Raw genomic sequence first — 25,758 nt, forward strand, 5'->3', positions numbered from 1 at the left:
TACAGTCACCTCAATTATGAATGAATGTCAGTCATTTTTATGGCGGTCAAAAATGATCGGTCTCTGCCAATCATTTCTGTAAGCTTCTTTTGAGAAAGCTGAATATTTCTTTTTTATATACTTCGAGATCGACATCCTGTTCACAGCCGATATAAAACCGTTCAGCCGCGTTCTCGACAACATTGATAATCGTTCTGGCCGTCCATCTGACATGAATGCCGCTGATGACCTCACCCTGCTCAATGGCCGTATTGATGACGCCTTCCAGCCAGGAATAATAAGGCTGATAAATGGCCTCCCATTTTTCCATTGAGTGATCGATGGCAAGACCGGAATAACAGAGGACGATAATATCTTTATGAAGCCGGGTGATGTGAAATGTCTCATCAACCAAAATGTCCAGCACCGTCCAAAAATCTTCAGTGCCGTCCGTTTTCCCTTTGATTCTGTCCAGCGTATGATCAAGCAGGTTTTCTGCAATCGCTGATATGAGGGCGTTTTTAGAAGAAAAATATAAGTAAAACGTCCCTTGGGCCGTTCCGGCTTTTTTGACGATTTCTGAAATGGATGCTTTGTCTAATCCTTTTTCAGAAATGACTTCAATCGCGGCTTGCAGGATCTTTTCATATTTTCCCGAGCTTTGTTTTGCCAATAGAGGGGTTCCTCCTTTTATGAATGACTGTCATTCATTTTATCGTATTTTCGCTTTTTTGTAAATAAAAAGGCCGGAAAGAAGATCATGCTTCTTTCCGGCGTTCATCATTTATCACTGTCGATCATAGCCTTCGGCAGTCCCGTATATTTTGCCCAGTAATAAATACCGAGCGAACCGATGGCGATCAGAATCAGGTCAAGCGGATTGCTGATAATGCCCAATCCGTGGCCGAACGAGCCGAGATAGGAGAAAATCAGCATCATCACATAAAAGCCGACGATCCACCATGCTGATTTCAGCTGCTGCCGTATGCTGACATCATCTTTGGGAGCATATTTACTGAAACAGAGGTAGATCAGAAACATGACAATTTGGGAACCGAGAAGCCAGGATACGGTGCGCCATCCGGACCAATATACAATATAAGAAGTGAAAATAAACGACAGCGGCCCGATGATGCTCATCCCTTTTAAATAAAACGGTCTGTTAATATCCTTCGCGTTCACCCTCAGCGCCGCTGAAGAAATCGGCGCAATCGCATAAGACAGAATCAATGCGACGGAGCACACGTTCACAAGAGCGTTCCAAGAAGGGAACGGCAGCGTCCAAAAAACAGCCAGACCGAACGAAAGCCAAAGGGAGGCACGCGGTGTCCCGGTTTCTTTATTGACTTTAGAAAAGATGCTGAATAAAGTTCCGTTTCTGGCCCAGGCGTAGACGAGACGTGAAGTCGTATTCATAAAGATATTACCGTTACCGCCCGGTGATAAAATCGCATCTAAAATAACCAATGTCGCCAGCCACCCTAATCCGAGCAAAACGGCGATATCTTTAAACGGAAGAGAGAATTCCTTCCCGATAGCCGGCCATCCGTGCTTCAGGGTATCCGCCGGAATCGCCCCGATAAAAGTGAGCTGCAGCACGGTGTAAATAATAGTAGAAACGATAATACAGACAATCAATGCGATCGGAATGTTCCGCTTCGGATTCTGCACTTCACTTGCGACAGCCACAATCGGGTGCAGCCCAAGATAGGCGAACATGACACCGCCGGTAGAAATCGCGGCCTGAATTCCGGTGAAACCAAAAGGCGCAAATCCGTGAACGGTCATATTGCCCGGGTGAAAATGAAAAATCAGTACTATAATAACCGTAATCGGAACGACATATTTAAAAATCGAAATAATAAAGTTTGCTTTTGCAAAGGTTTTGACACTCCAGTAATTGAGGAGGAAGAACATGCAGAGCAGCGCAAATTGCAATATCCACCCGGCAATTGTCGGCGAGTCAGAACCTTTCACGGTCAACCCTGGAAACCAATACGCCACGTATTGGCGGACTGCCGTGACTTCTATAGAAATAAGGCTCGTGTAGGCCACAATGGTGACAAAGGAAATTAAATATCCGACCAGGTGTCCGTGTGAATATACGGGATACCGGATAATTCCCCCGGTCCGCGGCAGCGCGGCGCCCAGTTCCGCATAAACTAAGCCGATCAATAAGATGATTCCCCCGCCGATCAGCCAGGAAAAAATGCCTGATGGGCCCGCTTTAGAGGCGACGTTACTGACGGCAAACAGCCATGCTGAACCGAATATGGCTCCCATGCCGATTAAAATAAGATCAAAAAGTGACATAGATTTCTGGAAGTTTCCTTGCTTAGACATTCGCTGCCTCCTTATAAGACATGTTCTATTTACATAATTCCCATTATCATTCGAACATACCCAGCCGGCCGGCTGGAAAATTAGGACAGCTTTATATGCTGAAGTATGTACAGCAGTATGCTCAAATCATAATGGAGTGACTTGATACGGCCGCATGTCAAGATCTCCCCGCTTATATTCCCCGTTTTGCTCACGTTCAAACCTTACATCTATAAAAATAAAAAAACGCCCGAAGCAGGCGTTTTTTTATTACAAGTTCATATCTTTCAGTCCGGGGCTGTGCTCATTCGGAAGCTCAGGAAGTTCCGGCACAGGGAACCCTTTAGGCGGCTCAGACACACTTAATTCGCCGCCGTTTCGGCTCGGCGTCTGTCCTTGCAGAATTTCTCCGATCCGTGTCGGATCCAGTCTGAAATTAAATTGGGTATTATGATATCCCATCTCAACGAATTTACGGCACTCCGGATATTTCTCAATGTCATAATTCGGCACGGGGAATAATTTGCCCCATTCAACACCCAGTGTTTCCAGCGCTTTTGTAAAAGCATTTTGATGGGCATTGTCACGGACAATCAGGAAACCAAGTGTTTCTCTGAACGTCTGATTAGAACTCATTTCATAAATGCGCGTTTTTTGCAGCACGCCGGTTGATTCCAGCACGACATTGTCCAATAAGTCGGCAATCAGATTCCCGTGATTGTAGACCCAAGAGCCACTCCATGGATTGCCGCTTGCATCTGCAGGCAGAGAACTTTGCGCCCCAATAATATAATGGTGCGGATTGGCATGCTTCACCGCTTCGTCAATCGGCGCCTGATCTGAAGCCTGATTTCCGGGGCCCTCAGCCCCGCTTTCATCGAGCAGCGCATTAATCGTATGCTGGACGAGCTCAACGTGTGCAATTTCTTCTAAAAATACGCCGCGAAGCAGGTCGCGGAACTGCTTTTCTTTTCCCCTGAAATTAGAGCTTTGGAAAAAGTATTGCATCATCGTCCGCATTTCTCCGTAGTGCCCGCCTAAAATTTCCTGAAGCACCTTGGCGGCGGCCGGATCCGGCTTAATGATATTGATCAGTTCTTCTTTGTAATAGTACATGAACAGCGCCCGCTGAAAACAGTTTTCGGTTCTTCTGTTAGTGTCTTAGCAAAGTCGGTTTTTATGTATCGGCAGCAAAAAAAGGACGGAAAGTGTGTCCCGTCCTTTTGCATTAAGCCTCGACCGCCCCGCGGAGCTTCGTGTTCACAAGCCCGTTCCATCCTTGGTCCATCGTACTGTGAATCTCCGAGCTTTTCCGATTGACTTTATTGATGACGGCATCCGGCTCTTTCCATCCGCCGTGAATGAGAGTGAATTCCGTATCTCCGCTTTCCGTTTCTTTCAAGATAAAAGAAACGATCCAGCCTTCCGTATCCCATGAAAAAGAAAGGCGGTACGGCGCTTCGATATCCAGCACCTTGCACGGAGACGGACCGAATGGAGATTCCAGCTGAAAATCACTGTCTTCTTGAGGCGTGAAATCATTCGGCATAAACCAGAGAGACAGTCCGTCCGCAGTGGAGACCGTATCCCAGACCACTTGCAGCGGCGCCTTGAAAACGGCGGTATGAATAATGTCCGGTAATGTTTGATTACTGCTGTTGTTATTTTTGTTATCATTGTTTTGTTTATCAGACATGCTGCTAACCACTCTTTCGCTGTTTTTTCTTTTGATCATACTACACGGGGCAGGACATTTGAAAACAAATCAAACTTAGTTTATGCTTTTTCAAAGCCATTCAATACATTTTAAGGAGACGTAGTGATGACAGATCAATTTAAAGCGTTAGTAGTCGATCAACGTGAAGACCGGTTTTCAGTCAGCGTACAGGAGCTCGCAGTTCAGGACCTTCCCGAGGGTGAAGTGCTGATTAAGGTTTGCTATTCAGGCGTGAATTACAAAGACAGCTTGGCTGCCATTCCTGACGGCAAGATCGTAACCTCGTATCCTTTCGTGCCGGGAATTGATTTAGCGGGAATCGTCGTTTCCTCAGATGACGCCCGTTTTAAAGAAGGGGACAAAGTCATTGCGACAAGCTACGGCATAGGTGTTTCCCACTTTGGCGGCTATAGCGGGATGGCCCGCATTCCGGCAGATTGGATCGTGCCGCTGCCTGATGGTCTGACTCTTAAAGAAGCCATGACGATCGGAACCGCCGGCTTTACGGCCGCATTGTCCGTTCAGCGTCTTGAGGAAAACCATGCCGCCCCTGAAAAAGGGAAAGTGCTGGTGACGGGAGCAACAGGAGGCGTCGGAAGCTTTGCGGTTTCCATTCTTTCTGCATTAGGCTATGACGTAGAGGCCAGTACGGGAAAAGAAGAAGAAAGCGGCTATCTGAAGAGTCTCGGTGCGAAATCGGTTATTCACCGTGACGAAGTTTACAACGGCACGTTAAAACCGATGCAAAAACAAAAATGGGCCGCAGCCGTCGATCCGGTCGGAGGTGAGCCGCTTGCTTCAGTTCTCAGCCAGATTCAGTACGGCGGAGCAGTTGCAGTGAGCGGACTGACAGCGGGAACGAAACTCCCGGCTACGGTCTTTCCGTTTATATTGCGCGGCGTCAGCCTCCTGGGAATTGATTCCGTATCCTGTCCGATGGAGACAAGAAAGAAAACATGGCAGCGTCTGGCTGAAGATTTCAAGCCAGCGGATCTCGAGACCTTTATTCAAAAGGAAATTACACTTGAGGAACTGCCGGACACGCTTCCTGCTCTCTTAAAAGGAAAAGCGAGAGGGAGAACGATCGTTAAACTGAACGAAGAATAAACAAAAACCCCCGATCAGCAGTTGGGGGTTTTTTCATTATATAATCATTTATTGATTAAAACTGAGATGATTATTGAGTATATTCTGAAAGTGAGCTGATTTTAAATAAATATTGATTATGTGTAGATCATATTTAGAAGATTTTTGAAATTATCTGAAATATTTATTGACTGAAAGCGCTTTTAAAATTAAGATAATAACATAAGTGCTAATAATATAATTACAACTTAACTAAAAAATAACTATAAAGTAACAATTCGACGAAAGGAGAGAGCAAATATAAATGATAAATGATGACACTTTCGAGTGATTTTTTATATAAAAGCTGTTTTGAATTGTCGAAACGTGGGTAAGTCATTATAGGCGTAAATATAGATAACTGAATATTCGGTTTATATCTCTGTATAAAAACTGGGAGGATTTGAAGATGAATAAAAATAGCAGCCAGTATTCATTTTTGAGAACCATCATTTTAGTATCGACGTTCGGGGGGCTTCTTTTCGGTTACGATACAGGTGTAATTAATGGAGCGCTTCCTTTTATGGCGAAAGCTGACCAGCTTAATCTTACGGCCCTGACTGAAGGCATGGTGGCAAGCTCCCTTCTCTTGGGGGCTGCGATCGGCGCAGTTTTCGGAGGGCGGCTGTCAGACTATAACGGCAGACGTAAAAATATCCTTTTCCTTGCCGTTTTGTTCTTTGCGGCGACGCTGGGATGTACACTGGCGCCTAACGTATCGGTTATGATTATCTCTCGTTTTCTGCTGGGGCTTGCTGTCGGGGGAGCTTCCGTAACCGTTCCGGCATACTTGGCTGAAATGTCGCCGGCGGAAAGCCGGGGGAGAATGGTTACCCAAAATGAACTGATGATTGTAACGGGCCAGCTGCTTGCCTTCACGTGTAATGCCATCATCGGCAATGTGCTCGGTGATACGTCTCACGCTTGGCGTTACATGCTCGTTATCGCGGCTCTTCCGGCGGTATTCTTGTTTTTCGGTATGCTGAAAGTTCCCGAAAGTCCGCGCTGGTTGGTTTCTAAAGGAAGAAAAGAAGATGCTTTGCGCGTTCTCCGGCGAATACGGAATGACGAGAAAGCAAAGTCAGAACTCGCCGAGATTGAATCTGCTTTTCATAAGGAAGCGGAGATGGAGCAGGCGACATTTAAGGACCTTGCCGTTCCGTGGGTGCGCCGCATTGTGTTTATCGGAATCGGAATTGCTGTAGTGCAGCAGCTCACCGGCGTAAATTCAATTATGTACTATGGAACTCAAATACTAAAAGATGCCGGCTTCGAAACAAAAGCTGCATTGATCGGCAATATCGCTAACGGTGTGATTTCCGTGCTTGCGACTTTTGTGGGCATATGGCTTCTCGGCAGAGTCGGCCGGCGCCCGATGCTGATGACGGGGCTGATCGGAACGACTGCCGTGCTGCTGCTGATCGGCATTTTATCTGTCGTGCTGAAAGGATCCCCTTCACTTCCTTATGTAGTTCTTGGGTTAACCGTCACTTTCCTTGCGTTTCAGCAGGGAGCGGTTTCTCCTGTGACCTGGCTGATGCTGTCGGAGATATTCCCGCTTCGATTGCGGGGGCTTGGTATGGGAGTCACTGTCTTCTGCCTTTGGATCGCGAACTTCCTTGTCGGTTTAACTTTCCCGGTTCTGCTCGCAAACATCGGATTGTCTGCAACCTTCTTTATTTTTGTTCTGTTAGGAATAGCGTCCGTCATATTCGTGAAAAGGTTCCTGCCGGAAACAAAAGGTCTGTCGCTTGAACAGCTTGAACAAAACTTCCGTACTTATGAAAAACCAGAGCGAAAAAGTGCAGAGGTCAAGGTGAGCGGGTAATCAAGAGAGATGCAGGGTTCTTAGGAATCCTGTTTTTTATTTTCTATATATATAGAAGGAAGTAATAAGCGAGAAAAAACTTTTGTAAAAGTGTTGACGCGATTTAAGGGGGCATGGTATATTATTAAACGTCGCTGATGAACAAAGCGATCACGCTAAAAGAGAAAATGAGCTTTTGAAAAAAGACTTTACAAATTCTCAGAAACGTGTATAATAAATGAGGTTGAGAAAACAACTTCAAAAAGAAATAAAAAAACACTTGACATCATCACTGATTGATAGTATGATAGTTAAGTCGCCTGATAAGCGCCCGTAGCTCAATTGGATAGAGCGTTTGACTACGGATCAAAAGGTTAGGGGTTCGACTCCTCTCGGGCGCGCCAATTTAAAATGCGGGTGTAGTTTAGTGGTAAAACCTCAGCCTTCCAAGCTGATGTCGTGAGTTCGATTCTCATCACCCGCTCCATTATAATGATCTTTGAAAACTAAACAAGACAAAACGTACCTGTTAATTCAAAGTTTTAAATAAATCGCACAGCGATGTGCGTAGTCAGTCAAACTAAGGTCTGCACGATGCAGATCACACAGACGTTACTGCAGGATGCAGTGAACTTAGTCTGTGATCCATTTATCGGAGAGTTTGATCCTGGCTCAGGACGAACGCTGGCGGCGTGCCTAATACATGCAAGTCGAGCGGACAGATGGGAGCTTGCTCCCTGATGTTAGCGGCGGACGGGTGAGTAACACGTGGGTAACCTGCCTGTAAGACTGGGATAACTCCGGGAAACCGGGGCTAATACCGGATGGTTGTTTGAACCGCATGGTTCAGACATAAAAGGTGGCTTCGGCTACCACTTACAGATGGACCCGCGGCGCATTAGCTAGTTGGTGAGGTAACGGCTCACCAAGGCGACGATGCGTAGCCGACCTGAGAGGGTGATCGGCCACACTGGGACTGAGACACGGCCCAGACTCCTACGGGAGGCAGCAGTAGGGAATCTTCCGCAATGGACGAAAGTCTGACGGAGCAACGCCGCGTGAGTGATGAAGGTTTTCGGATCGTAAAGCTCTGTTGTTAGGGAAGAACAAGTGCCGTTCAAATAGGGCGGCACCTTGACGGTACCTAACCAGAAAGCCACGGCTAACTACGTGCCAGCAGCCGCGGTAATACGTAGGTGGCAAGCGTTGTCCGGAATTATTGGGCGTAAAGGGCTCGCAGGCGGTTTCTTAAGTCTGATGTGAAAGCCCCCGGCTCAACCGGGGAGGGTCATTGGAAACTGGGGAACTTGAGTGCAGAAGAGGAGAGTGGAATTCCACGTGTAGCGGTGAAATGCGTAGAGATGTGGAGGAACACCAGTGGCGAAGGCGACTCTCTGGTCTGTAACTGACGCTGAGGAGCGAAAGCGTGGGGAGCGAACAGGATTAGATACCCTGGTAGTCCACGCCGTAAACGATGAGTGCTAAGTGTTAGGGGGTTTCCGCCCCTTAGTGCTGCAGCTAACGCATTAAGCACTCCGCCTGGGGAGTACGGTCGCAAGACTGAAACTCAAAGGAATTGACGGGGGCCCGCACAAGCGGTGGAGCATGTGGTTTAATTCGAAGCAACGCGAAGAACCTTACCAGGTCTTGACATCCTCTGACAATCCTAGAGATAGGACGTCCCCTTCGGGGGCAGAGTGACAGGTGGTGCATGGTTGTCGTCAGCTCGTGTCGTGAGATGTTGGGTTAAGTCCCGCAACGAGCGCAACCCTTGATCTTAGTTGCCAGCATTCAGTTGGGCACTCTAAGGTGACTGCCGGTGACAAACCGGAGGAAGGTGGGGATGACGTCAAATCATCATGCCCCTTATGACCTGGGCTACACACGTGCTACAATGGGCAGAACAAAGGGCAGCGAAACCGCGAGGTTAAGCCAATCCCACAAATCTGTTCTCAGTTCGGATCGCAGTCTGCAACTCGACTGCGTGAAGCTGGAATCGCTAGTAATCGCGGATCAGCATGCCGCGGTGAATACGTTCCCGGGCCTTGTACACACCGCCCGTCACACCACGAGAGTTTGTAACACCCGAAGTCGGTGAGGTAACCTTTATGGAGCCAGCCGCCGAAGGTGGGACAGATGATTGGGGTGAAGTCGTAACAAGGTAGCCGTATCGGAAGGTGCGGCTGGATCACCTCCTTTCTAAGGATTTTAACGGAATATAAGACCGTGGGTCTTATAAACAGAACGTTCCCTGTCTTGTTTAGTTTTGAAGGATCATTCGATTCTTCGAGATAATGTTCTTTGAAAACTAGATAACAGAAGTAATTCACATTCAATTGTAATGCAAGATATCACGTAGTGATTCTTTTTAACGGTTAAGTTAGAAAGGGCGCACGGTGGATGCCTTGGCACTAGGAGCCGATGAAGGACGGGACGAACACCGATATGCTTCGGGGAGCTGTAAGCAAGCTTTGATCCGGAGATTTCCGAATGGGGAAACCCACCACTCGTAATGGAGTGGTATCCATATCTGAATACATAGGATATGAGAAGGCAGACCCGGGGAACTGAAACATCTAAGTACCCGGAGGAAGAGAAAGCAAATGCGATTCCCTGAGTAGCGGCGAGCGAAACGGGATCAGCCCAAACCAAGAGGCTTGCCTCTTGGGGTTGTAGGACACTCTGTACGGAGTTACAAAGGAACGAGGTAGATGAAGAGGTCTGGAAAGGCCCGCCATAGGAGGTAACAGCCCTGTAGTCAAAACTTCGTTCTCTCCTGAGTGGATCCTGAGTACGGCGGAACACGTGAAATTCCGTCGGAATCCGGGAGGACCATCTCCCAAGGCTAAATACTCCCTAGTGACCGATAGTGAACCAGTACCGTGAGGGAAAGGTGAAAAGCACCCCGGAAGGGGAGTGAAAGAGATCCTGAAACCGTGTGCCTACAAGTAGTCAGAGCCCGTTAACGGGTGATGGCGTGCCTTTTGTAGAATGAACCGGCGAGTTACGATCCCGTGCAAGGTTAAGCAGAAGATGCGGAGCCGCAGCGAAAGCGAGTCTGAATAGGGCGCATGAGTACGTGGTCGTAGACCCGAAACCAGGTGATCTACCCATGTCCAGGGTGAAGTTCAGGTAACACTGAATGGAGGCCCGAACCCACGCACGTTGAAAAGTGCGGGGATGAGGTGTGGGTAGGGGTGAAATGCCAATCGAACCTGGAGATAGCTGGTTCTCTCCGAAATAGCTTTAGGGCTAGCCTCAAGGTAAGAGTCTCGGAGGTAGAGCACTGATTGGACTAGGGGCCCCTACCGGGTTACCGAATTCAGTCAAACTCCGAATGCCGATGACTTATCCTTGGGAGTCAGACTGCGAGTGATAAGATCCGTAGTCGAAAGGGAAACAGCCCAGACCGCCAGCTAAGGTCCCAAAGTATACGTTAAGTGGAAAAGGATGTGGAGTTGCTTAGACAACCAGGATGTTGGCTTAGAAGCAGCCACCATTTAAAGAGTGCGTAATAGCTCACTGGTCGAGTGACTCTGCGCCGAAAATGTACCGGGGCTAAACGTATCACCGAAGCTGCGGACTGTTCTTCGAACAGTGGTAGGAGAGCGTTCTAAGGGCTGTGAAGCAAGACCGGAAGGACTTGTGGAGCGCTTAGAAGTGAGAATGCCGGTATGAGTAGCGAAAGAGGGGTGAGAATCCCCTCCACCGAATGCCTAAGGTTTCCTGAGGAAGGCTCGTCCGCTCAGGGTTAGTCGGGACCTAAGCCGAGGCCGAAAGGCGTAGGCGATGGATAACAGGTTGATATTCCTGTACCACCTCCTCACCATTTGAGCAATGGGGGGACGCAGGAGGATAGGGTAAGCGCGGTATTGGATATCCGCGTCCAAGCAGTTAGGCTGGGAAATAGGCAAATCCGTTTCCCGTGAAGGCTGAGCTGTGATGGCGAGCGAATTATAGTAGCGAAGTTCCTGATTCCACACTGCCAAGAAAAGCCTCTAGCGAGGTGAGAGGTGCCCGTACCGCAAACCGACACAGGTAGGCGAGGAGAGAATCCTAAGGTGATCGAGAGAACTCTCGTTAAGGAACTCGGCAAAATGACCCCGTAACTTCGGGAGAAGGGGTGCTCTGTTAGGGTGCAAGCCCGAGAGAGCCGCAGTGAATAGGCCCAGGCGACTGTTTAGCAAAAACACAGGTCTCTGCGAAGCCGTAAGGCGAAGTATAGGGGCTGACGCCTGCCCGGTGCTGGAAGGTTAAGAGGAGCGCTTAGCGTAAGCGAAGGTGCGAATTGAAGCCCCAGTAAACGGCGGCCGTAACTATAACGGTCCTAAGGTAGCGAAATTCCTTGTCGGGTAAGTTCCGACCCGCACGAAAGGCGCAACGATCTGGGCACTGTCTCAACGAGAGACTCGGTGAAATTATAGTACCTGTGAAGATGCAGGTTACCCGCGACAGGACGGAAAGACCCCGTGGAGCTTTACTGCAGCCTGATATTGAATGTTGGTACAGCTTGTACAGGATAGGTAGGAGCCTTGGAAACCGGAGCGCCAGCTTCGGTGGAGGCATCGGTGGGATACTACCCTGGCTGTATTGACCTTCTAACCCGCCGCCCTTATCGGGCGGGGAGACAGTGTCAGGTGGGCAGTTTGACTGGGGCGGTCGCCTCCTAAAAGGTAACGGAGGCGCCCAAAGGTTCCCTCAGAATGGTTGGAAATCATTCGCAGAGTGTAAAGGCACAAGGGAGCTTGACTGCGAGACCTACAAGTCGAGCAGGGACGAAAGTCGGGCTTAGTGATCCGGTGGTTCCGCATGGAAGGGCCATCGCTCAACGGATAAAAGCTACCCCGGGGATAACAGGCTTATCTCCCCCAAGAGTCCACATCGACGGGGAGGTTTGGCACCTCGATGTCGGCTCATCGCATCCTGGGGCTGTAGTCGGTCCCAAGGGTTGGGCTGTTCGCCCATTAAAGCGGTACGCGAGCTGGGTTCAGAACGTCGTGAGACAGTTCGGTCCCTATCCGTCGCGGGCGCAGGAAATTTGAGAGGAGCTGTCCTTAGTACGAGAGGACCGGGATGGACGCACCGCTGGTGTACCAGTTGTTCTGCCAAGGGCATCGCTGGGTAGCTATGTGCGGACGGGATAAGTGCTGAAAGCATCTAAGCATGAAGCCCCCCTCAAGATGAGATTTCCCATTCCGCAAGGAAGTAAGATCCCTGAAAGATGATCAGGTTGATAGGTCTGAGGTGGAAGTGTGGCGACACATGGAGCTGACAGATACTAATCGATCGAGGACTTAACCATTTTTGAATGTATGCTTACTGTTATCTAGTTTTGAGAGAACACTCTCAATGGTTTGGTGGCGATAGCGAAGAGGTCACACCCGTTCCCATGCCGAACACGGAAGTTAAGCTCTTCAGCGCCGATGGTAGTCGGGGGTTTCCCCCTGTGAGAGTAGGACGCCGCCAAGCTTTTCTAAAATTTTATCATCGCGGGGTGGAGCAGTTCGGTAGCTCGTCGGGCTCATAACCCGAAGGTCGCAGGTTCAAATCCTGCCCCCGCAACCAAAAAATAAAAATGGTCCGGTAGTTCAGTTGGTTAGAATGCCTGCCTGTCACGCAGGAGGTCGCGGGTTCGAGTCCCGTCCGGACCGCCATTTTCATTGTAAACGAAACGATCATGTTTTCGTTTTTTTTGTGTTTTCTTTTAATACTTTCAGCTTGGTTTCTAACCAAGCTTTCTTTTATACCGTTAAAGTCTTGGATATTGAAACATAATCCGATACACTAGAAAGAGCTGTATTTCACAAGAGCGTCAGAAAGGGAGACGGGAGAAACATGGACGAGTTTGATTTGATTCACAGTATTACTCCGCATTCGCATTATCATCCTTCCGTCGATGTTGGGATCGGTGATGATGGTGCGGTATATACAGCGTCATCTCACATGCAGCAAATTGTCTGTTTAGACACGATGGTGGAGGGTGTCCATTTTAAATCAGAGTACTCCTCTCCTCAAGATATCGGTTATAAGGCGCTCGCTGTTAACATTAGTGATGTGGCGGCGATGGGAGGCATTCCGAAGTTTTATCTGGTGTCCCTTGCTGTTCCCTCCTGCTGGCAGAAAGCTGATGTCCAGGCAATGTATGAAGGGATGGCGGAACTGGCGAAACTATACCGGATGGACTTGATCGGGGGAGATACCGTTTCCGCTTCCGGTCAAGCCGTTATTACCGTTACGGTCATCGGAGAAGTCGAAAAGAATCGAGCTTGTCTGCGAAGTTCGGCAAGACCCGGGGATGTTGTGTTTGTTACGGGAGAAATCGGCTCGTCCGCAGCGGGGCTGTCTCTTTTATTAGGAGAAACGCCTCCTTCTGCTTTTCATACGGGTGATTATTTTATCGAAAAACATAAACGGCCCGTGCCGAGGGTTCAGGTCGGCCGATTCTGCTCTCAGCTTCAACGCGCCGCTCTGAATGATATCAGTGACGGATTGGCCAGTGAACTGTATGAAATAGCTGAGTCAAGCTCAGTTACGATAGAAATTGAAGAACAGCTTCTGCCGGTGCATCCGGATTTGCCTGAGGCAGATCCTCAGTGGAAGAGATGGGTGTTATTCGGCGGAGAAGATTATGAATTGGCTGGAACGGTCTCTCAGCAGGAGTGGATCTCTTTGCTTGATTACTGCACGCAGTCAGGCATTCCGATTGCGAAGATCGGAGCGGTGTCTGAACGGAAGGAAGCAAGTGTTCTTTTGACAGCCAATGATCAGAGACAAATCGTCCTTGAGAAAAAAGGATACAATCATTTTAAATAAGACGGGTGACTCACTTTGAAGACATTACAATGGAGAACGAAAAACCCTGAAGAAACGAAAGCCGTAGCCAAGCTTGCCGCTTCATTGGCAAAGCCGGGAGACATTCTGACACTGGAAGGCGACTTGGGAGCGGGAAAAACGACTTTCACAAAAGGGTTTGCCGAAGGACTGGGGATCACAAGAGTGGTAAACAGCCCGACCTTTACAATTATAAAAGAATACCATGATGGTTCGCTTCCTCTATATCATATGGATGTGTATCGCATGGAGGATGAAAGCGAAGACTTGGGCCTTGAAGAATATTTTGAAGGACAAGGCGTCTGTTTAATTGAATGGGCTCACTTAATTCAGGATCAGCTGCCCGCCGAACGGCTGCAGATCGTCATCAAGAGAGCCGGTGATGAGGAAAGGGACATTACCTTTACGGCTTGCGGAACACGGTATGAAACGCTTTGTGAGGAGATTAATAAACATGACAATACTGGCAATTGATACGTCAAATTACACGCTGGGTGCCGCGCTCGTTCGTGAGAAAACGGTGATGGCGGAGTATATTACATATTTAAAAAAGAATCATTCCGTGCGGGCGATGCCTGCTGTCAATTCATTGCTGGAGGATTGCGGCCTAAAACCGCAGGACCTCACGAAAATAGCGGTGGCGAAAGGACCGGGATCGTACACTGGTGTCAGAATCGGTGTGACGCTGGCGAAGACATTGGCCTGGTCGCTGAAGCTTCCGATTTCCGCTGTGTCGAGCCTTGAGGTGCTGGCGGCGAACGGACGGCATTTTCAAGGTCTGATCTGCCCGTTATTTGATGCCAGGCGCGGACAGGTGTATACGGGACTTTATGAATATCAGGACGGCCGATTACAATCCGTTCTTCCTGATCAGAATGTGCTTTTGACGGATTGGCTCGGCATGCTGAAAGAAAAAGCGTCTCCGGTTTTATTTTTAGGGCATGATACAGCCATTCATGAAGAAACCATTCTGCAAGAACTGACATCTCAAGCAGTGATGGGAACGGCTGCACAGCATAATCCGCGGCCGTCAGAGCTGGCGTTTTTAGGCTTGGAAAAAGAAGAAGCGGATGTCCACAGCCTTGTTCCGGATTATTTGCGTCTGGCAGAGGCTGAAGCGAAATGGATGGAATCTCAAAAATAGGGTGATGGGGATGAAAACGAAAACGGCGATTCGAAGCATGCGGCCGGAAGATATTGATCAAATTTATGAAATTGAAACAGCATCCTTCACTTCTCCGTGGACGAAGGATTCATTTTATCATGAGCTTTTGGAAAATCCGTATGCGCACTACCTTGTCATTGAAAAGGACGGCTGTCTGGCGGGGTACTGCGGAATCTGGATTATTATAGATGACGCGCAGATTACGAACATAGCCATTAAGCCGGAATACCGGAGCCAATCATTGGGAGAAGCGCTGTTTCGAGCTGCGGTAGAATTGTGCAGAGAAAAAAAGGCAAGGAGGCTCTCTCTCGAAGTCAGGGTCTCGAATCATCCCGCCCAATCCTTATATAAAAAATTCGGTCTTCAGGCCAGAGGAATCAGAAAACAATACTATACAGATAACGGGGAAGATGCGTTATTAATGTGGGTGACATTACATGAGTGAAAAACAAGATATTTATGTATTAGGAATTGAAACAAGCTGTGATGAAACAGCGGCTTCAGTCGTAAAAAACGGTAAAGAAATCGTTTCTAACGTAGTCGCTTCTCAAATTGAAAGCCATAAACGGTTCGGCGGGGTCGTGCCTGAAATTGCGTCCAGACATCATGTGGAGCAGATTACCCTAGTGATTGAGGAAGCTCTTTTAAAAGCGGAGATGGGCTTTGACGATCTTGATGCGATTGCCGTAACGGAAGGACCCGGACTTGTCGGAGCCCTGTTAATCGGAGTCAATGCGGCAAAGGCGTTAAGTTTTGCCCATCAAATACCGTTAGTCGGCGTCCATCACATTGCGGGCCATATTTATGCAAACAGACTGGTAGGGGAGCTTCAGTTCCCGGCGCTTGCTTTGGTTGTGTCGGGCGGACATACGGAATTGGTTTATATGGAAGAGCACGGTTCATTCGAGGTTATCGGAGAAACGCTGGACGATGCCGCAGGCGAAGCTTACGACAAAGTGGCGAGAACGATGGGGCTTCCTTATCCGGGAGGGCCGCAGATTGATAAGCTGGCTGCTGTGGGAACGGATTCCATTCCGCTTCCGCGTGCGTGGCTGGATGAGGGATCTTACAATTTCAGCTTCAGCGGGCTGAAATCAGCCGTGATTAACACGCTCCATAACGCCTCGCAAAAAAATGAGGTGATTCCTCCTGAGGATCTTGCCGCGAGCTTTCAGCAGAGTGTCATTGATGTACTGACGGCAAAAACCTCTAAGGCCGCGAAAGAATATGGGGTTAAACAAGTGCTGCTTGCGGGAGGCGTAGCCGCCAACAAAGGGCTGAGAGCCGCTCTGCAGCAGGAATTCAGCCATCCGGGAGATCCTGAGCTTGTTATCCCGCCGCTTTCTTTATGTACGGACAATGCAGCGATGATTGCGGCTGCCGGAACCGTTGCTTTTGAAAAGGGAATCCGGGGTTCATATGATATGAATGGACAGCCCGGCTTGGAATTAACATCTTTTGATCGTCTCACGTTGTAAAACGTGAGGCTTTTTTTAATTTATTAACAGATAATTCTAACATATCCACAGGATTGTGAATATATTCAGAAATCCAGGCTGGATAAGGGTCTATAAGTTGTTAGTAAAGTGGATAAAGTCAGAAAATTTTGTGGATAGTGTGTATAAAGCGCTTACTTAAATAGCAGGCAAGGAGAAAAGCTGTGGATAAAAAAGCACCCCTTAAAGAGGTGCTTGACTTTTTCTATTCTTCTGAGGAGAGTTCTTCCCACTCCGCTAATAATCGTTCCAGCTCTTGATTCAGAGCTTCGTTCTCTGTGTGAATGGTCTGTACCTTTTCATGATCCTGATACACGTCAGGGTCGCACAGCAGCTCCTCATTGGCGCTGATTTTCTCTTCGGCGGATGAGACGGCTGCTTCGATTTCTTCAATGCGTCTCAGGCGCTGACGTTCTTTCTTTTTCCATTCTTTTTCTTCCTCGTATGTTCTTTTCGTGTCCTGTTTGACCTTGCCGGCAGGCTGTGCTTGCTCTTTTTCCTGCCGTTTCATTTCTTCCAATTCCAGCTGCTGGGCTTTTTTCTCGGTGTAATAGTCATAGTCACCCAAATATTCTTCGGCATGATCCGGAGACAGCTCCAGCACCCTTGTGGCGATCCTGTTAATAAAGTAGCGGTCATGCGATACAAATAACAGCGTTCCCGGATAGTCGATCAGGGCGTTTTCCAGCACTTCTTTACTGTCCAGATCAAGGTGGTTTGTCGGTTCATCAAGGATGAGAAAGTTTGCTTTTTGCAGCATCAGCTTGGCAAGCGCGACTCTTGCTTTCTCACCGCCGCTTAGAGAACGGACAGGTTTCAGGACATCGTCTCCGCTGAACAGAAAGTTGCCGAGGCATGTCCTGATCTCTTTTTCCGGCATGTCCGGATATTCATCCCACAGCTCGTCCAAGACGCGTTTGGACGACGTCAGTTCGGCCTGTTCCTGATCATAATAGCCGATTGTGACATTGGAACCGTACGTGATCGACCCGGATTTCGGACTGAGCGTATTGATTATGGCTTTCAGCAGGGTTGACTTGCCGATCCCGTTCGGTCCGACGAGGGCGGCGCTTTCCCCTCTTGTAATGCCGAAGGTCAGGTTTTTCAAAAGCGGCGGCTGGCCGTCATAGCTGATGGAAACATCCTGTACGCGAAGGACGTCGTTCCCGCTCTGTTTTGTAATGTCAAAACGGAAGGCGGCTGATTTTTCATCACCGAGCGGCTTTGCCATGACGTCCATCCGTTCAAGCTGCTTTCGTCTGCTCTGGGCTCTTTTCGTTGTTGATGCTCTGGCCAGATTGCGGTCGACAAAATCTTGGAGCTTGGCGATTTCGTCCTGCTGTTTTTCATACAGCTTCAGGTCTTTCTCATACTGCTCAGCTTTTTGTTCTAAATAGGCGCTGTAGTTGCCGAGGTATTTTTTGCTTTCTGTCCGTGAGACCTCGTACACTTGACTGACGACTTTATCAAGGAAATATCTGTCGTGGGAAACGATCAGGATGGCGCCTGAATATCCCTGTAAATAATGCTCAAGCCATGTAAGCGTGTCGATGTCGAGATGGTTCGTCGGTTCATCCAAAATAAGCAGATCAGGCTGGGTCAGAAGCAGCTTGCCGAGTGCAAGCCTTGTTTTCTGGCCGCCGCTCAGGCTTTGCACTTTCACGGAATCGTCAAATTTCCCGAAACCGAGGCCGTGAAGGATGGATCGGACGTCCGCTTCATACTGATAGCCGCCTTTATCCTTGAAGTCCTGCTGAAGCCTGTCATAGGTTTTCATCAGCGTCTCAAGCTCCGCGGGGGCGGCTGTGGCCATCTTTTCTTCAATAGAGCGCATTTCTTTTTCCATTGCTTTCAGGAAATCAAAAACACTCAGCAGTTCTTCTTTTATGGTAAGCTGGGATTCCAAGCCTGTGTGTTGGGCAAGATATCCCATCGTTAATTCTTTCGGTTTGATTAATTCACCCTTTTCATATGAAAGGTGACCTGCGATAATTTTAAGGAGAGTTGATTTGCCGGCTCCGTTTCTGCCTACAATGGCGATGCGATCCCGAGATCTGACTTCAAGCTTTATATTGTTTAAAATAGGATCAGCGCCAAAAGATTTGGACAGCTGATTAATTTGTAAGATCATCATATTATTTCACCTCTGTTATAATAAGTTAAGTGTAGCTTATCAACCTGCTGTCAGCAAACAATACATCAGAATTGGAACATTATAGGATAAGACATCAGGGAGAAAATAGTGTATGATCAGAAGTAAGGAGAGTTTAAATATGAATGGATTTTCTCATTTTAATGAAGAAGGCCGTGCCCGCATGGTGGATATAAGCGATAAATCTTCAACAGTCCGTACTGCCGCTGCAATATCCAGCGTACACATGAAGCATGACGTGTACAGCAGAATCAAAAACCGAGAGATCGGAAAAGGAGACGTACTGGCTGTCGCACAGGTGGCCGGAATCATGGCTGCAAAGCAGACCTCAGCGATTATCCCGATGTGCCACCCGCTTTCTTTAAGCAGCGTCGACATTTCATTCGGCTGGGAGGAAAAGGATTCCGAAGCCGTTCTTCATATACAGGCAAGCGTAAAAACGAAAGGGAGTACAGGTGTGGAAATGGAAGCGCTAACTTCCGCTTCAGTCTGTGCTTTGACCGTTTACGACATGTGCAAGGCACTGGATAAAGGAATGGTCATCGGCCCGACCTGCCTCATGGAAAAAACGGGAGGCAAAAACGGTGATTTTAAAAGAGATGCATCTGAGTATAAAGTGGAGGACCAATCATGAACAAGGATCAATCAAAAATTCCGCAGGCGACAGCAAAACGGCTGCCGCTTTATTACCGCTTTTTAAAGAATTTACACGCGTCAGGAAAGCAGCGCGTTTCATCTGCTGAACTGAGCGATGCGGTAAAAGTCGATTCGGCCACGATCCGCCGGGATTTTTCCTATTTCGGGGCGCTCGGCAAAAAAGGATACGGCTATAATGTGGATTACCTGCTGTCATTTTTCAGAAAAACACTGGATCAGGATGAAACGACAAACGTCATTTTGATCGGTGTCGGGAATTTAGGGACGGCGTTTCTTCACTATAATTTCACAAAAAATAATAACACAAAAATATCTATGGCTTTTGATGTGAATCAGAGTAAAATAGGAACTGAGGTAGGCGGTGTGCCTGTCTATGATCTTAATGATTTAGAACTTCACATTAAGGATGAACCCGTGGCGATTCTTACCGTTCCGGCGGTTGCCGCGCAGTCAATCACCGATCGGCTCGTGTCGCTCGGAATCAAGGGAATCCTTAACTTTACGCCGGCCCGTTTGAATGTGCCGGATCACATTCGAATTCATCATATAGATTTAGCTGTAGAGCTTCAATCATTGGTTTATTTCTTAAAGCATTATTCTGTTTTGGAAGAAATTGAATAACGAAAGGAGGAGCTGCACATGATCGGTCCTGGAAGCCTGGCTGTTATCGGTGTGGTGGCGGTGATTATTTTCGGTCCGAAGAAGCTTCCCGAGTTAGGAAAAGCCGCGGGGGACACGCTTCGTGAATTTAAGAACGCCACTAAGGGATTAGCCGGTGAAGAAGAGGAAAAAAAGAAAGAAGAACAGTAAGATAGGATGACACGTATGAGAGTGAATCAAATGACGCTTGTGGAGCATATTGCCGAACTTCGGAAACGATTGCTGATTGTGGCGTTATCCTTTACGGTTTTCTTTATTGCCGGCTTTTTTCTGGCAAAACCTATCATTGTGTATCTTCAAAAAGCCGATGAAGTAAAAGAGCTCACCCTTAATGCTTTTAACCTGACGGATCCGCTGTTTATCTTTTTGCAGTTCGCGTTTATTATCGGCATCATTTTGACTTCGCCGATTATTCTCTATCAGATTTGGGCGTTTGTCAGCCCGGGGCTGTATGAGAAGGAGCGCAAAGTAACACTCAGCTATATTCCGATTTCGATCGTGCTGTTTGTCGGCGGTGTGTCATTTTCTTATTATATTTTATTTCCGCTGGTCGTTGATTTTATGAAGCGGGTCTCGAATGACTTGGATGTCAATCAGGTGATCGGAATCAGCGAGTACTTTCATTTTCTGCTGCAGCTGACGATTCCGTTCGGGCTGCTGTTTCAGATGCCGGTGCTGATCATGTTTTTAACGAGGCTCGGGGTTGTCACACCGATGTTTTTATCGAAGATCAGGAAGTACGCGTATTTTGTGCTGCTCGTGATCGCCGCGATGATTGCGCCGCCTGAGCTGCTGTCTCACTTGATGATTACGATTCCGCTTTGCATTTTATATGAGATCAGTATCCTTATCTCAAAAGCGGCGTACCGGAAAAGGCAGACCGGCAGCAGTGAATCCGATCAGGACGTATCAGCATAAAAAAAGCCATTTCTCCAAGATGAGAAATGGCTTTTCTTTTATTTTTGATTTTTCTTCACTTTAAATGAGAAAGCGAACATTTTAAACGAGATGCTGATATTATAAGCGGCGAAAACCATCAGCAGTATGGAATAAAAAGACCACATGCTTCCCGGCGAGCTTGCGGCCAAATACGTAAAGATACAGCCGACTGCGAAATAAATCAAGCCCCAAGTCATTGGGTTCCTCATACAAACAATCCTCCAATAATTAATTGCATTTGTTCACTATGCTGTTCAATATATTTTTGGGCGGGGCCGAGCTGCATGACCACGACAATGGTATTCATCATGACATGGGCGAATATCGGCACAATAATCCGTTTCGTCTGCACATACAAGAACGCAAAGGTAAAGCCCATGGCCGTATATAGCAGCAGGTGTGTGAGGTCCTGGTGCACAATGCCGAAAATGACGGAACTGATCAGTCCGGCGAAAAAGAAATTCGTTTTTTCATATAATACACCGAAGATGATCTTCCGGAAAATGATTTCTTCAAGAATCGGCCCGACGATAGAAGAAACGATAATCATGAGCGGCATGGCTTTAATAATGTTGAGAATGGCTTTCGTGTTTTCAGAACCGCTGTTCACGTGAAAGACATACTGCTCAATCATTCCGGCGATACCCTGAGAAAATAAAGCGAGCCATATTCCCGCGACCGCCCAGAGAACGGACATGCCGGCGGATGCTTTCTTCCCGTTTCTTAATGTCTGCTTCGGCGCGGTTCTCAAAATCAAGAGAACGATAATCAGGCAGATAAAAAAGCTTACGACGGAATAAATCCCTTGAGCCATGGTGAGATTCGCATTCGTAGGATGCCCGCCCGCATAGCCGAATTTGTACATTAAAGGAATGCCGATCAATGCGGAAAGCTGCATGATAACGTATGTCAAAATGATATACCAATACTGTTTTCTCAAATGATATGTACTCCTTTATCCTATAAAATCAACTTATTTGTTCTTATTGTAACACAAGTGAACCAGACGTGAAAAAAGGAGAAAATCGGTGTAAGAGAGAATGATGTAAGCGTGAAAATTTTTTATTCTTATGACTTGAAATTGGAAGTGAGATTCTTTATTATAATAATTGTGTTAGCACTCTTTAGAGCTGAGTGCTAAAATTACATATTCATACTATTGAGGAGGTTATTACATTGTTAAAGCCATTAGGTGATCGCGTTGTCATTGAACTCGTAGAATCTGAAGAAAAAACTGCCAGCGGAATCGTATTACCGGATTCTGCAAAAGAAAAGCCGCAAGAAGGCAAAATCGTGGCAGCCGGTTCAGGTCGCGTGTTGGAAAGCGGAGAGCGCGTTGCTTTAGAAGTAAAAGAGGGCGACCGCATTATCTTCTCAAAATACGCCGGTACTGAAGTGAAATACGAAGGTACTGAATACTTAATCTTACGTGAAAGCGACATTTTAGCTGTTATCGGCTAAGCAAATAAATACTTTTAAAAATTCGAGGAGGTTTCGTTAACATGGCAAAAGATATTAAGTTTAGTGAAGAAGCACGCCGCGCTATGCTTCGCGGTGTCGATGCGCTTGCTGACGCTGTAAAAGTAACTTTAGGGCCAAAAGGACGCAACGTGGTTCTGGAGAAAAAATTCGGTTCTCCGTTAATTACAAATGACGGTGTGACAATCGCAAAAGAAATTGAACTTGAAGACGCGTTTGAAAACATGGGTGCGAAGCTTGTAGCTGAAGTAGCCAGCAAAACAAACGACGTTGCCGGTGACGGTACAACAACTGCAACAGTTCTTGCGCAGGCTATGATCCGTGAAGGCCTGAAAAACGTAACTGCAGGAGCAAACCCTGTCGGCGTGCGTAAAGGTATGGAACAAGCCGTAACTGTTGCAATCGAAAACTTAAAAGAAATTTCTAAGCCGATCGAAGGCAAAGAGTCTATCGCTCAGGTTGCTGCGATCTCTGCTGCTGATGAGGAAGTCGGAAGCCTTATCGCTGAAGCAATGGAGCGCGTAGGAAACGACGGCGTCATCACAATCGAAGAGTCTAAAGGCTTCACAACTGAGCTTGAAGTTGTGGAAGGTATGCAATTCGACCGCGGATATGCATCTCCTTACATGGTGACTGACTCTGATAAGATGGAAGCGGTTCTTGATAATCCTTACATCTTAATCACAGACAAAAAAATCACAAACATCCAAGAAATCCTTCCTGTGCTTGAGCAAGTTGTACAGCAAGGCAAACCATTGCTTCTGATCGCTGAAGATGTTGAAGGTGAAGCTCTTGCTACACTCGTTGTCAACAAACTTCGCGGCACATTCAACGCTGTTGCCGTTAAAGCTCCTGGCTTCGGTGACCGCCGTAAAGCAATGCTTGAAGACATTTCCGTTCTTACAGGCGGAGAAGTAATCACAGAAGATTTAGGCCTTGACCTGAAATCTACTGAAATCGGACAATTGGGACGCGCTTCTAAAGTTGTGGTAACGAAAGAAAACACAACAATCGTAGAAGGCGCCGGCGACACTGAAAAAATCGCTGCACGCGTCAACCAAATCCGCGCTCAAGTGGAAGAAACTACTTCTGAATTCGACAGAGAAAAATTACAAGAGCGTCTGGCGAAACTTGCCGGCGGCGTAGCTGTCATCAAAGTCGGCGCTGCGACTGAAACTGAGCTGAAAGAGCGTAAACTTCGCATCGAAGACGCCCTGAACTCAACGCGCGCAGCTGTTGAAGAAGGCATCGTATCCGGCGGTGGTACAGCGCTTGTAAACGTATATAACAAAGTCGCTGCAGTTGAAGCTGAAGGCGATGCGCAAACAGGTATCAACATCGTGCTTCGCGCGCTTGAAGAGCCAATTCGCCAAATCGCACACAATGCAGGTCTTGAAGGATCTGTCATCGTTGAGCGCCTCAAAAACGAAAAAATCGGCGTAGGCTTCAACGCTGCAACCGGCGAATGGGTAAACATGATCGAAAAAGGTATCGTTGACCCGACAAAAGTTACGCGTTCTGCTCTGCAAAACGCAGCGTCTGTAGCAGCAATGCTCTTAACAACTGAAGCCGTTGTCGCTGACAAACCGGAAGAAAACGCCGGCGGCGGTGCTGGTATGCCTGATATGGGCGGCATGGGCGGTATGGGCGGCATGATGTAATCATCGCCTATAACCCTTGATCGTAGAGGGTTTATGAGGTTTTGAAACATGATTTGCTAACTTTTTGTTAACTTCGGTTATTTTTATAACTGAATATCACTCATTAGAGAAGGCCTTTTGTAAGTTCACTGAACTTATGAGAGGTCTTTTCTTCTATATTTTTGGTCATGTGAGCATAGATATTCATGGTTGTATTAATGTCTGAATGACCCAAGTCGTTCTTGAGTCTCTCTCAAGCCGGCTCCGGCTTCTAAAAGAAGAGAGGTGTGCATGTGTCGGAAGCTATGAGGAGTAATATGCTTATTAATCTCAAGCTTTCTAAGTAACCTTTGGAGTCGGATCGCTACTAGTTTCATCACTATCGGATAACCAATGTTGTCTGCAAAGATAAAACCTGAATCCTGATATTAACACTCGCTGTTTCATCTTTAAGAGAGAAAGTATGCTCATTAGAAATCTGGCGCGAATATCTATTAAACAAAAGCAATATGTCTAAAAAATTCTCCTGAAACCAATCATATTCTACGACAAATCCCAGGCTTAAGAGAAACAAGGACAACTTTTGGTATATGCATACGGAAGAGGGATTTCATTGCGAAAAAGTGATTGGAATAAAATATAACTTTTTCACATTAAATGATTATTCGTTAAATAAATGTATATTTTTAGATGAATCGATATGACGATCATGTCAAAGTTTTGTCATATATTAAAAAGTTAATTATGATCACGTTTTATAGGTTTTCATGACAAAATGACATTTAAACTTATATATTTATTTAAGTTTAGATAATATCCAAAAAGCCCCAATGAGTCTGCAAACTCAGTGGCTTTTTTGAGCAATTTCTGCAATTTGCCCAAGTTGAAAAGATCTAAGGACACCATATTTTTACCTTAAATTTTGAAATGATGTTTCAAATGTGTGACAATAGGGGAACTGATTCTGTTATGAAAAACTCAGGAATATGTAGACAAATTCAACTGAAACGCGTTGGGGTCATCCACATGAAGTTATGGTCTGAAGATATTTAAGATTAAAAAAAGCTCTCATCGTTTAAATTTTGGCGGTTATATTTAGAAGTAGATGAGTTATTGGACATCTAAATAGGAGGGAAACGTTTATATCCTTTAGCGACAAGGTGTTCAGAAACTCAAGATCTTCTAAACAAAATCTTAGAGTGAATTTTTCGCGTTTTGATACCTGGACCCTTGGATGAAAATGTCTTGAATTGGGATCGATAAGAATGTTGAGCAGATAAGGTAGATGTCGTTCTTCCAATATGTCGGTGGGATTAGGAAAACAATCCAAGCGTCAGGTACAAGATCTAGAAATATAAAAAGGATATTTAAAATAAGTGTACTTATTAAATTATTATTAATTTTAGGTAATTGGAAATTCTTTAATATCACCAGATGTCTTAATTCCACATGATATTGGTGTTATTGTAGTTGATTTTTCAAGCCAATCATAATGCGGAAATAACCAAAAACTAGAATCTGTTCGAATGCTAACAAATTCTAAATTCCAATAAGGATTGGTTCCTGTTTGATCATGCCAAATTTTAATCAAAGGAATTGAACCTAAATCATTAATAGTTTCAATTTCAAAACTTGTAAAACTTCCTGATTCAAAATAGTTACCTTTGGGATCAAAAAGTTTAAACCAATGTGGTTTATGTTGTTCATCATGTATGATAAGAGTTATGGGAGCATCAGTACCAGAATCTTTTACTGTACTAGTTCTAAAATCAACATAATATAGTCCCAT

General features: G+C 46.6%; 21 protein-coding genes, 4 tRNA genes, 3 rRNA genes and 1 pseudogene. 20 read left to right on the plus strand and 9 right to left on the minus strand.

Annotated elements, in window-relative coordinates; genetic code table 11:
• Nucleotides 1–70 precede the first annotated feature (70 nt).
• The 4 genes from AADZ70_RS17905 to AADZ70_RS17920 all read right to left on the minus strand — a co-directional run bounded on the left by AADZ70_RS17905 (nt 71) and on the right by AADZ70_RS17920 (nt 3,997).
• Nucleotides 71–652, minus strand: a complete 582-nt coding sequence (locus tag AADZ70_RS17905) for a TetR family transcriptional regulator (protein WP_016937079.1) — start codon at nt 650–652, stop codon at nt 71–73.
• 107 nt (nt 653–759) lie between these two features.
• Nucleotides 760–2,322: an APC family permease gene (locus AADZ70_RS17910; RefSeq protein ID WP_342007422.1), complete on the minus strand. Its 1,563-nt coding sequence runs from the start codon at nt 2,320–2,322 to the stop codon at nt 760–762.
• Nucleotides 2,323–2,571: 249 nt separating this feature from the next.
• Nucleotides 2,572–3,417, minus strand: coding sequence for a manganese catalase family protein (locus tag AADZ70_RS17915; protein ID WP_342007423.1), 846 nt, complete (start codon nt 3,415–3,417; stop codon nt 2,572–2,574).
• 112 nt (nt 3,418–3,529) lie between these two features.
• Nucleotides 3,530–3,997 (minus strand): SRPBCC domain-containing protein, encoded by a 468-nt coding sequence (locus AADZ70_RS17920; RefSeq protein ID WP_016937076.1) that lies wholly within the window; start codon nt 3,995–3,997, stop codon nt 3,530–3,532.
• Nucleotides 3,998–4,123: 126 nt separating this feature from the next.
• Between AADZ70_RS17920 and AADZ70_RS17925 the strand changes: the two genes are divergently transcribed.
• From AADZ70_RS17925 to tsaD, 14 genes are all read left to right on the plus strand, one after another.
• Nucleotides 4,124–5,125 carry an acryloyl-CoA reductase gene (locus AADZ70_RS17925; protein ID WP_342007424.1) on the plus strand — a complete coding sequence of 334 codons (1,002 nt, stop codon included), beginning with the start codon at nt 4,124–4,126 and terminating at the stop codon, nt 5,123–5,125.
• Nucleotides 5,126–5,552: 427 nt separating this feature from the next.
• Nucleotides 5,553–6,971, plus strand: a complete 1,419-nt coding sequence (locus AADZ70_RS17930) for a sugar porter family MFS transporter (protein WP_016937074.1) — start codon at nt 5,553–5,555, stop codon at nt 6,969–6,971.
• Between the two features lie 306 nt (nt 6,972–7,277).
• Nucleotides 7,278–7,354 (plus strand) — tRNA-Arg (locus AADZ70_RS17935).
• 9 nt (nt 7,355–7,363) lie between these two features.
• A tRNA-Gly gene (locus tag AADZ70_RS17940) sits at nt 7,364–7,437 on the plus strand.
• Nucleotides 7,438–7,599: 162 nt separating this feature from the next.
• Nucleotides 7,600–9,149 (plus strand): 16S ribosomal RNA (locus AADZ70_RS17945).
• A 174-nt stretch (nt 9,150–9,323) separates the two neighbouring features.
• Nucleotides 9,324–12,252, plus strand: a 23S ribosomal RNA gene (locus tag AADZ70_RS17950).
• Nucleotides 12,253–12,303: 51 nt separating this feature from the next.
• A 5S ribosomal RNA gene (gene rrf, locus AADZ70_RS17955) occupies nt 12,304–12,419 on the plus strand.
• The 16S, 23S and 5S rRNA genes sit together here with 4 tRNA genes alongside, the layout of an rRNA operon.
• Before the next feature lie 19 nt (nt 12,420–12,438).
• Nucleotides 12,439–12,515: transfer RNA gene (locus AADZ70_RS17960), tRNA-Met, on the plus strand.
• A 12-nt stretch (nt 12,516–12,527) separates the two neighbouring features.
• Nucleotides 12,528–12,604, plus strand: a tRNA-Asp gene (locus tag AADZ70_RS17965).
• Between the two features lie 181 nt (nt 12,605–12,785).
• A complete protein-coding gene (thiL, locus tag AADZ70_RS17970; protein WP_342007425.1) occupies nt 12,786–13,763 on the plus strand; it encodes a thiamine-phosphate kinase in 978 nt (325 codons plus the stop codon).
• Between the two features lie 15 nt (nt 13,764–13,778).
• Nucleotides 13,779–14,255, plus strand: a complete 477-nt coding sequence (tsaE, locus tag AADZ70_RS17975) for a tRNA (adenosine(37)-N6)-threonylcarbamoyltransferase complex ATPase subunit type 1 TsaE (protein WP_045926870.1) — start codon at nt 13,779–13,781, stop codon at nt 14,253–14,255.
• On the plus strand, nt 14,236–14,925 hold the full coding sequence (gene tsaB, locus AADZ70_RS17980) for a tRNA (adenosine(37)-N6)-threonylcarbamoyltransferase complex dimerization subunit type 1 TsaB (RefSeq protein WP_342007426.1): 690 nt from the start codon (nt 14,236–14,238) through the stop codon (nt 14,923–14,925). Before tsaE ends, tsaB begins: the two co-directional genes overlap by 20 nt.
• A gap of 10 nt (nt 14,926–14,935) precedes the next feature.
• Nucleotides 14,936–15,391: a ribosomal protein S18-alanine N-acetyltransferase gene (rimI, locus tag AADZ70_RS17985; protein ID WP_342007427.1), complete on the plus strand. Its 456-nt coding sequence runs from the start codon at nt 14,936–14,938 to the stop codon at nt 15,389–15,391.
• Nucleotides 15,384–16,424 carry a tRNA (adenosine(37)-N6)-threonylcarbamoyltransferase complex transferase subunit TsaD gene (gene tsaD / locus AADZ70_RS17990; RefSeq protein ID WP_016937066.1) on the plus strand — a complete coding sequence of 347 codons (1,041 nt, stop codon included), beginning with the start codon at nt 15,384–15,386 and terminating at the stop codon, nt 16,422–16,424. Before rimI ends, tsaD begins: the two co-directional genes overlap by 8 nt.
• A 223-nt stretch (nt 16,425–16,647) precedes the next feature.
• On the opposite strand, the gene AADZ70_RS17995 is transcribed toward tsaD, so the two are convergent.
• A complete protein-coding gene (locus AADZ70_RS17995) occupies nt 16,648–18,576 on the minus strand; it encodes an ABC-F family ATP-binding cassette domain-containing protein (protein WP_342007428.1) in 1,929 nt (642 codons plus the stop codon).
• A gap of 139 nt (nt 18,577–18,715) precedes the next feature.
• Between AADZ70_RS17995 and moaC the strand changes: the two genes are divergently transcribed.
• The 4 genes from moaC to tatC are packed head-to-tail and all read left to right on the plus strand — an operon-like array spanning nt 18,716 to nt 20,829.
• Entirely contained in the window at nt 18,716–19,228 is a 513-nt protein-coding gene (gene moaC, locus AADZ70_RS18000) for a cyclic pyranopterin monophosphate synthase MoaC (RefSeq protein ID WP_003155986.1), read from the plus strand.
• The gene (locus tag AADZ70_RS18005; RefSeq protein WP_016937064.1) at nt 19,225–19,872 is read left to right on the plus strand and encodes a redox-sensing transcriptional repressor Rex; all 648 of its coding nucleotides are present in this window, start codon (nt 19,225–19,227) and stop codon (nt 19,870–19,872) included. Before moaC ends, AADZ70_RS18005 begins: the two co-directional genes overlap by 4 nt.
• 18 nt (nt 19,873–19,890) lie before the next feature.
• A complete protein-coding gene (locus AADZ70_RS18010; protein WP_003155981.1) occupies nt 19,891–20,061 on the plus strand; it encodes a twin-arginine translocase TatA/TatE family subunit in 171 nt (56 codons plus the stop codon).
• A 6-nt stretch (nt 20,062–20,067) separates the two neighbouring features.
• A complete protein-coding gene (gene tatC, locus AADZ70_RS18015) occupies nt 20,068–20,829 on the plus strand; it encodes a twin-arginine translocase subunit TatC (RefSeq protein ID WP_095241917.1) in 762 nt (253 codons plus the stop codon).
• Between the two features lie 38 nt (nt 20,830–20,867).
• Here tatC and AADZ70_RS18020 read toward each other — a convergent pair whose 3' ends face one another.
• Together AADZ70_RS18020 and AADZ70_RS18025 are read right to left on the minus strand one after the other, a co-directional pair.
• Nucleotides 20,868–21,059 carry a YdiK family protein gene (locus tag AADZ70_RS18020; protein ID WP_003155975.1) on the minus strand — a complete coding sequence of 64 codons (192 nt, stop codon included), beginning with the start codon at nt 21,057–21,059 and terminating at the stop codon, nt 20,868–20,870.
• Nucleotides 21,056–21,790, minus strand: a complete 735-nt coding sequence (locus AADZ70_RS18025) for a type II CAAX endopeptidase family protein (protein WP_060963432.1) — start codon at nt 21,788–21,790, stop codon at nt 21,056–21,058. Before AADZ70_RS18025 ends, AADZ70_RS18020 begins: the two co-directional genes overlap by 4 nt.
• 236 nt (nt 21,791–22,026) lie before the next feature.
• Here AADZ70_RS18025 and groES point away from each other — a divergent pair, with 236 nt between their 5' ends.
• Both groES and groL read left to right on the plus strand, forming a co-directional pair.
• Nucleotides 22,027–22,311, plus strand: a complete 285-nt coding sequence (gene groES, locus AADZ70_RS18030; RefSeq protein WP_003155970.1) for a co-chaperone GroES — start codon at nt 22,027–22,029, stop codon at nt 22,309–22,311.
• A 41-nt stretch (nt 22,312–22,352) separates the two neighbouring features.
• Nucleotides 22,353–23,990 (plus strand): chaperonin GroEL, encoded by a 1,638-nt coding sequence (groL, locus tag AADZ70_RS18035; RefSeq protein ID WP_095241919.1) that lies wholly within the window; start codon nt 22,353–22,355, stop codon nt 23,988–23,990.
• Between the two features lie 103 nt (nt 23,991–24,093).
• On the opposite strand, the pseudogene AADZ70_RS18040 reads toward groL, so the two are convergent.
• Nucleotides 24,094–24,397: pseudogene (locus tag AADZ70_RS18040) on the minus strand (tyrosine-type recombinase/integrase); the annotation flags it as partial.
• A gap of 974 nt (nt 24,398–25,371) precedes the next feature.
• Nucleotides 25,372–25,758, minus strand: a complete 387-nt coding sequence (locus AADZ70_RS18045) for a PLAT/LH2 domain-containing protein (protein ID WP_016937061.1) — start codon at nt 25,756–25,758, stop codon at nt 25,372–25,374.

It is taken from the genome of Bacillus sp. YBsi01 (assembly GCF_038406745.1).
GTDB lineage: Bacteria > Bacillota > Bacilli > Bacillales > Bacillaceae > Bacillus > Bacillus siamensis.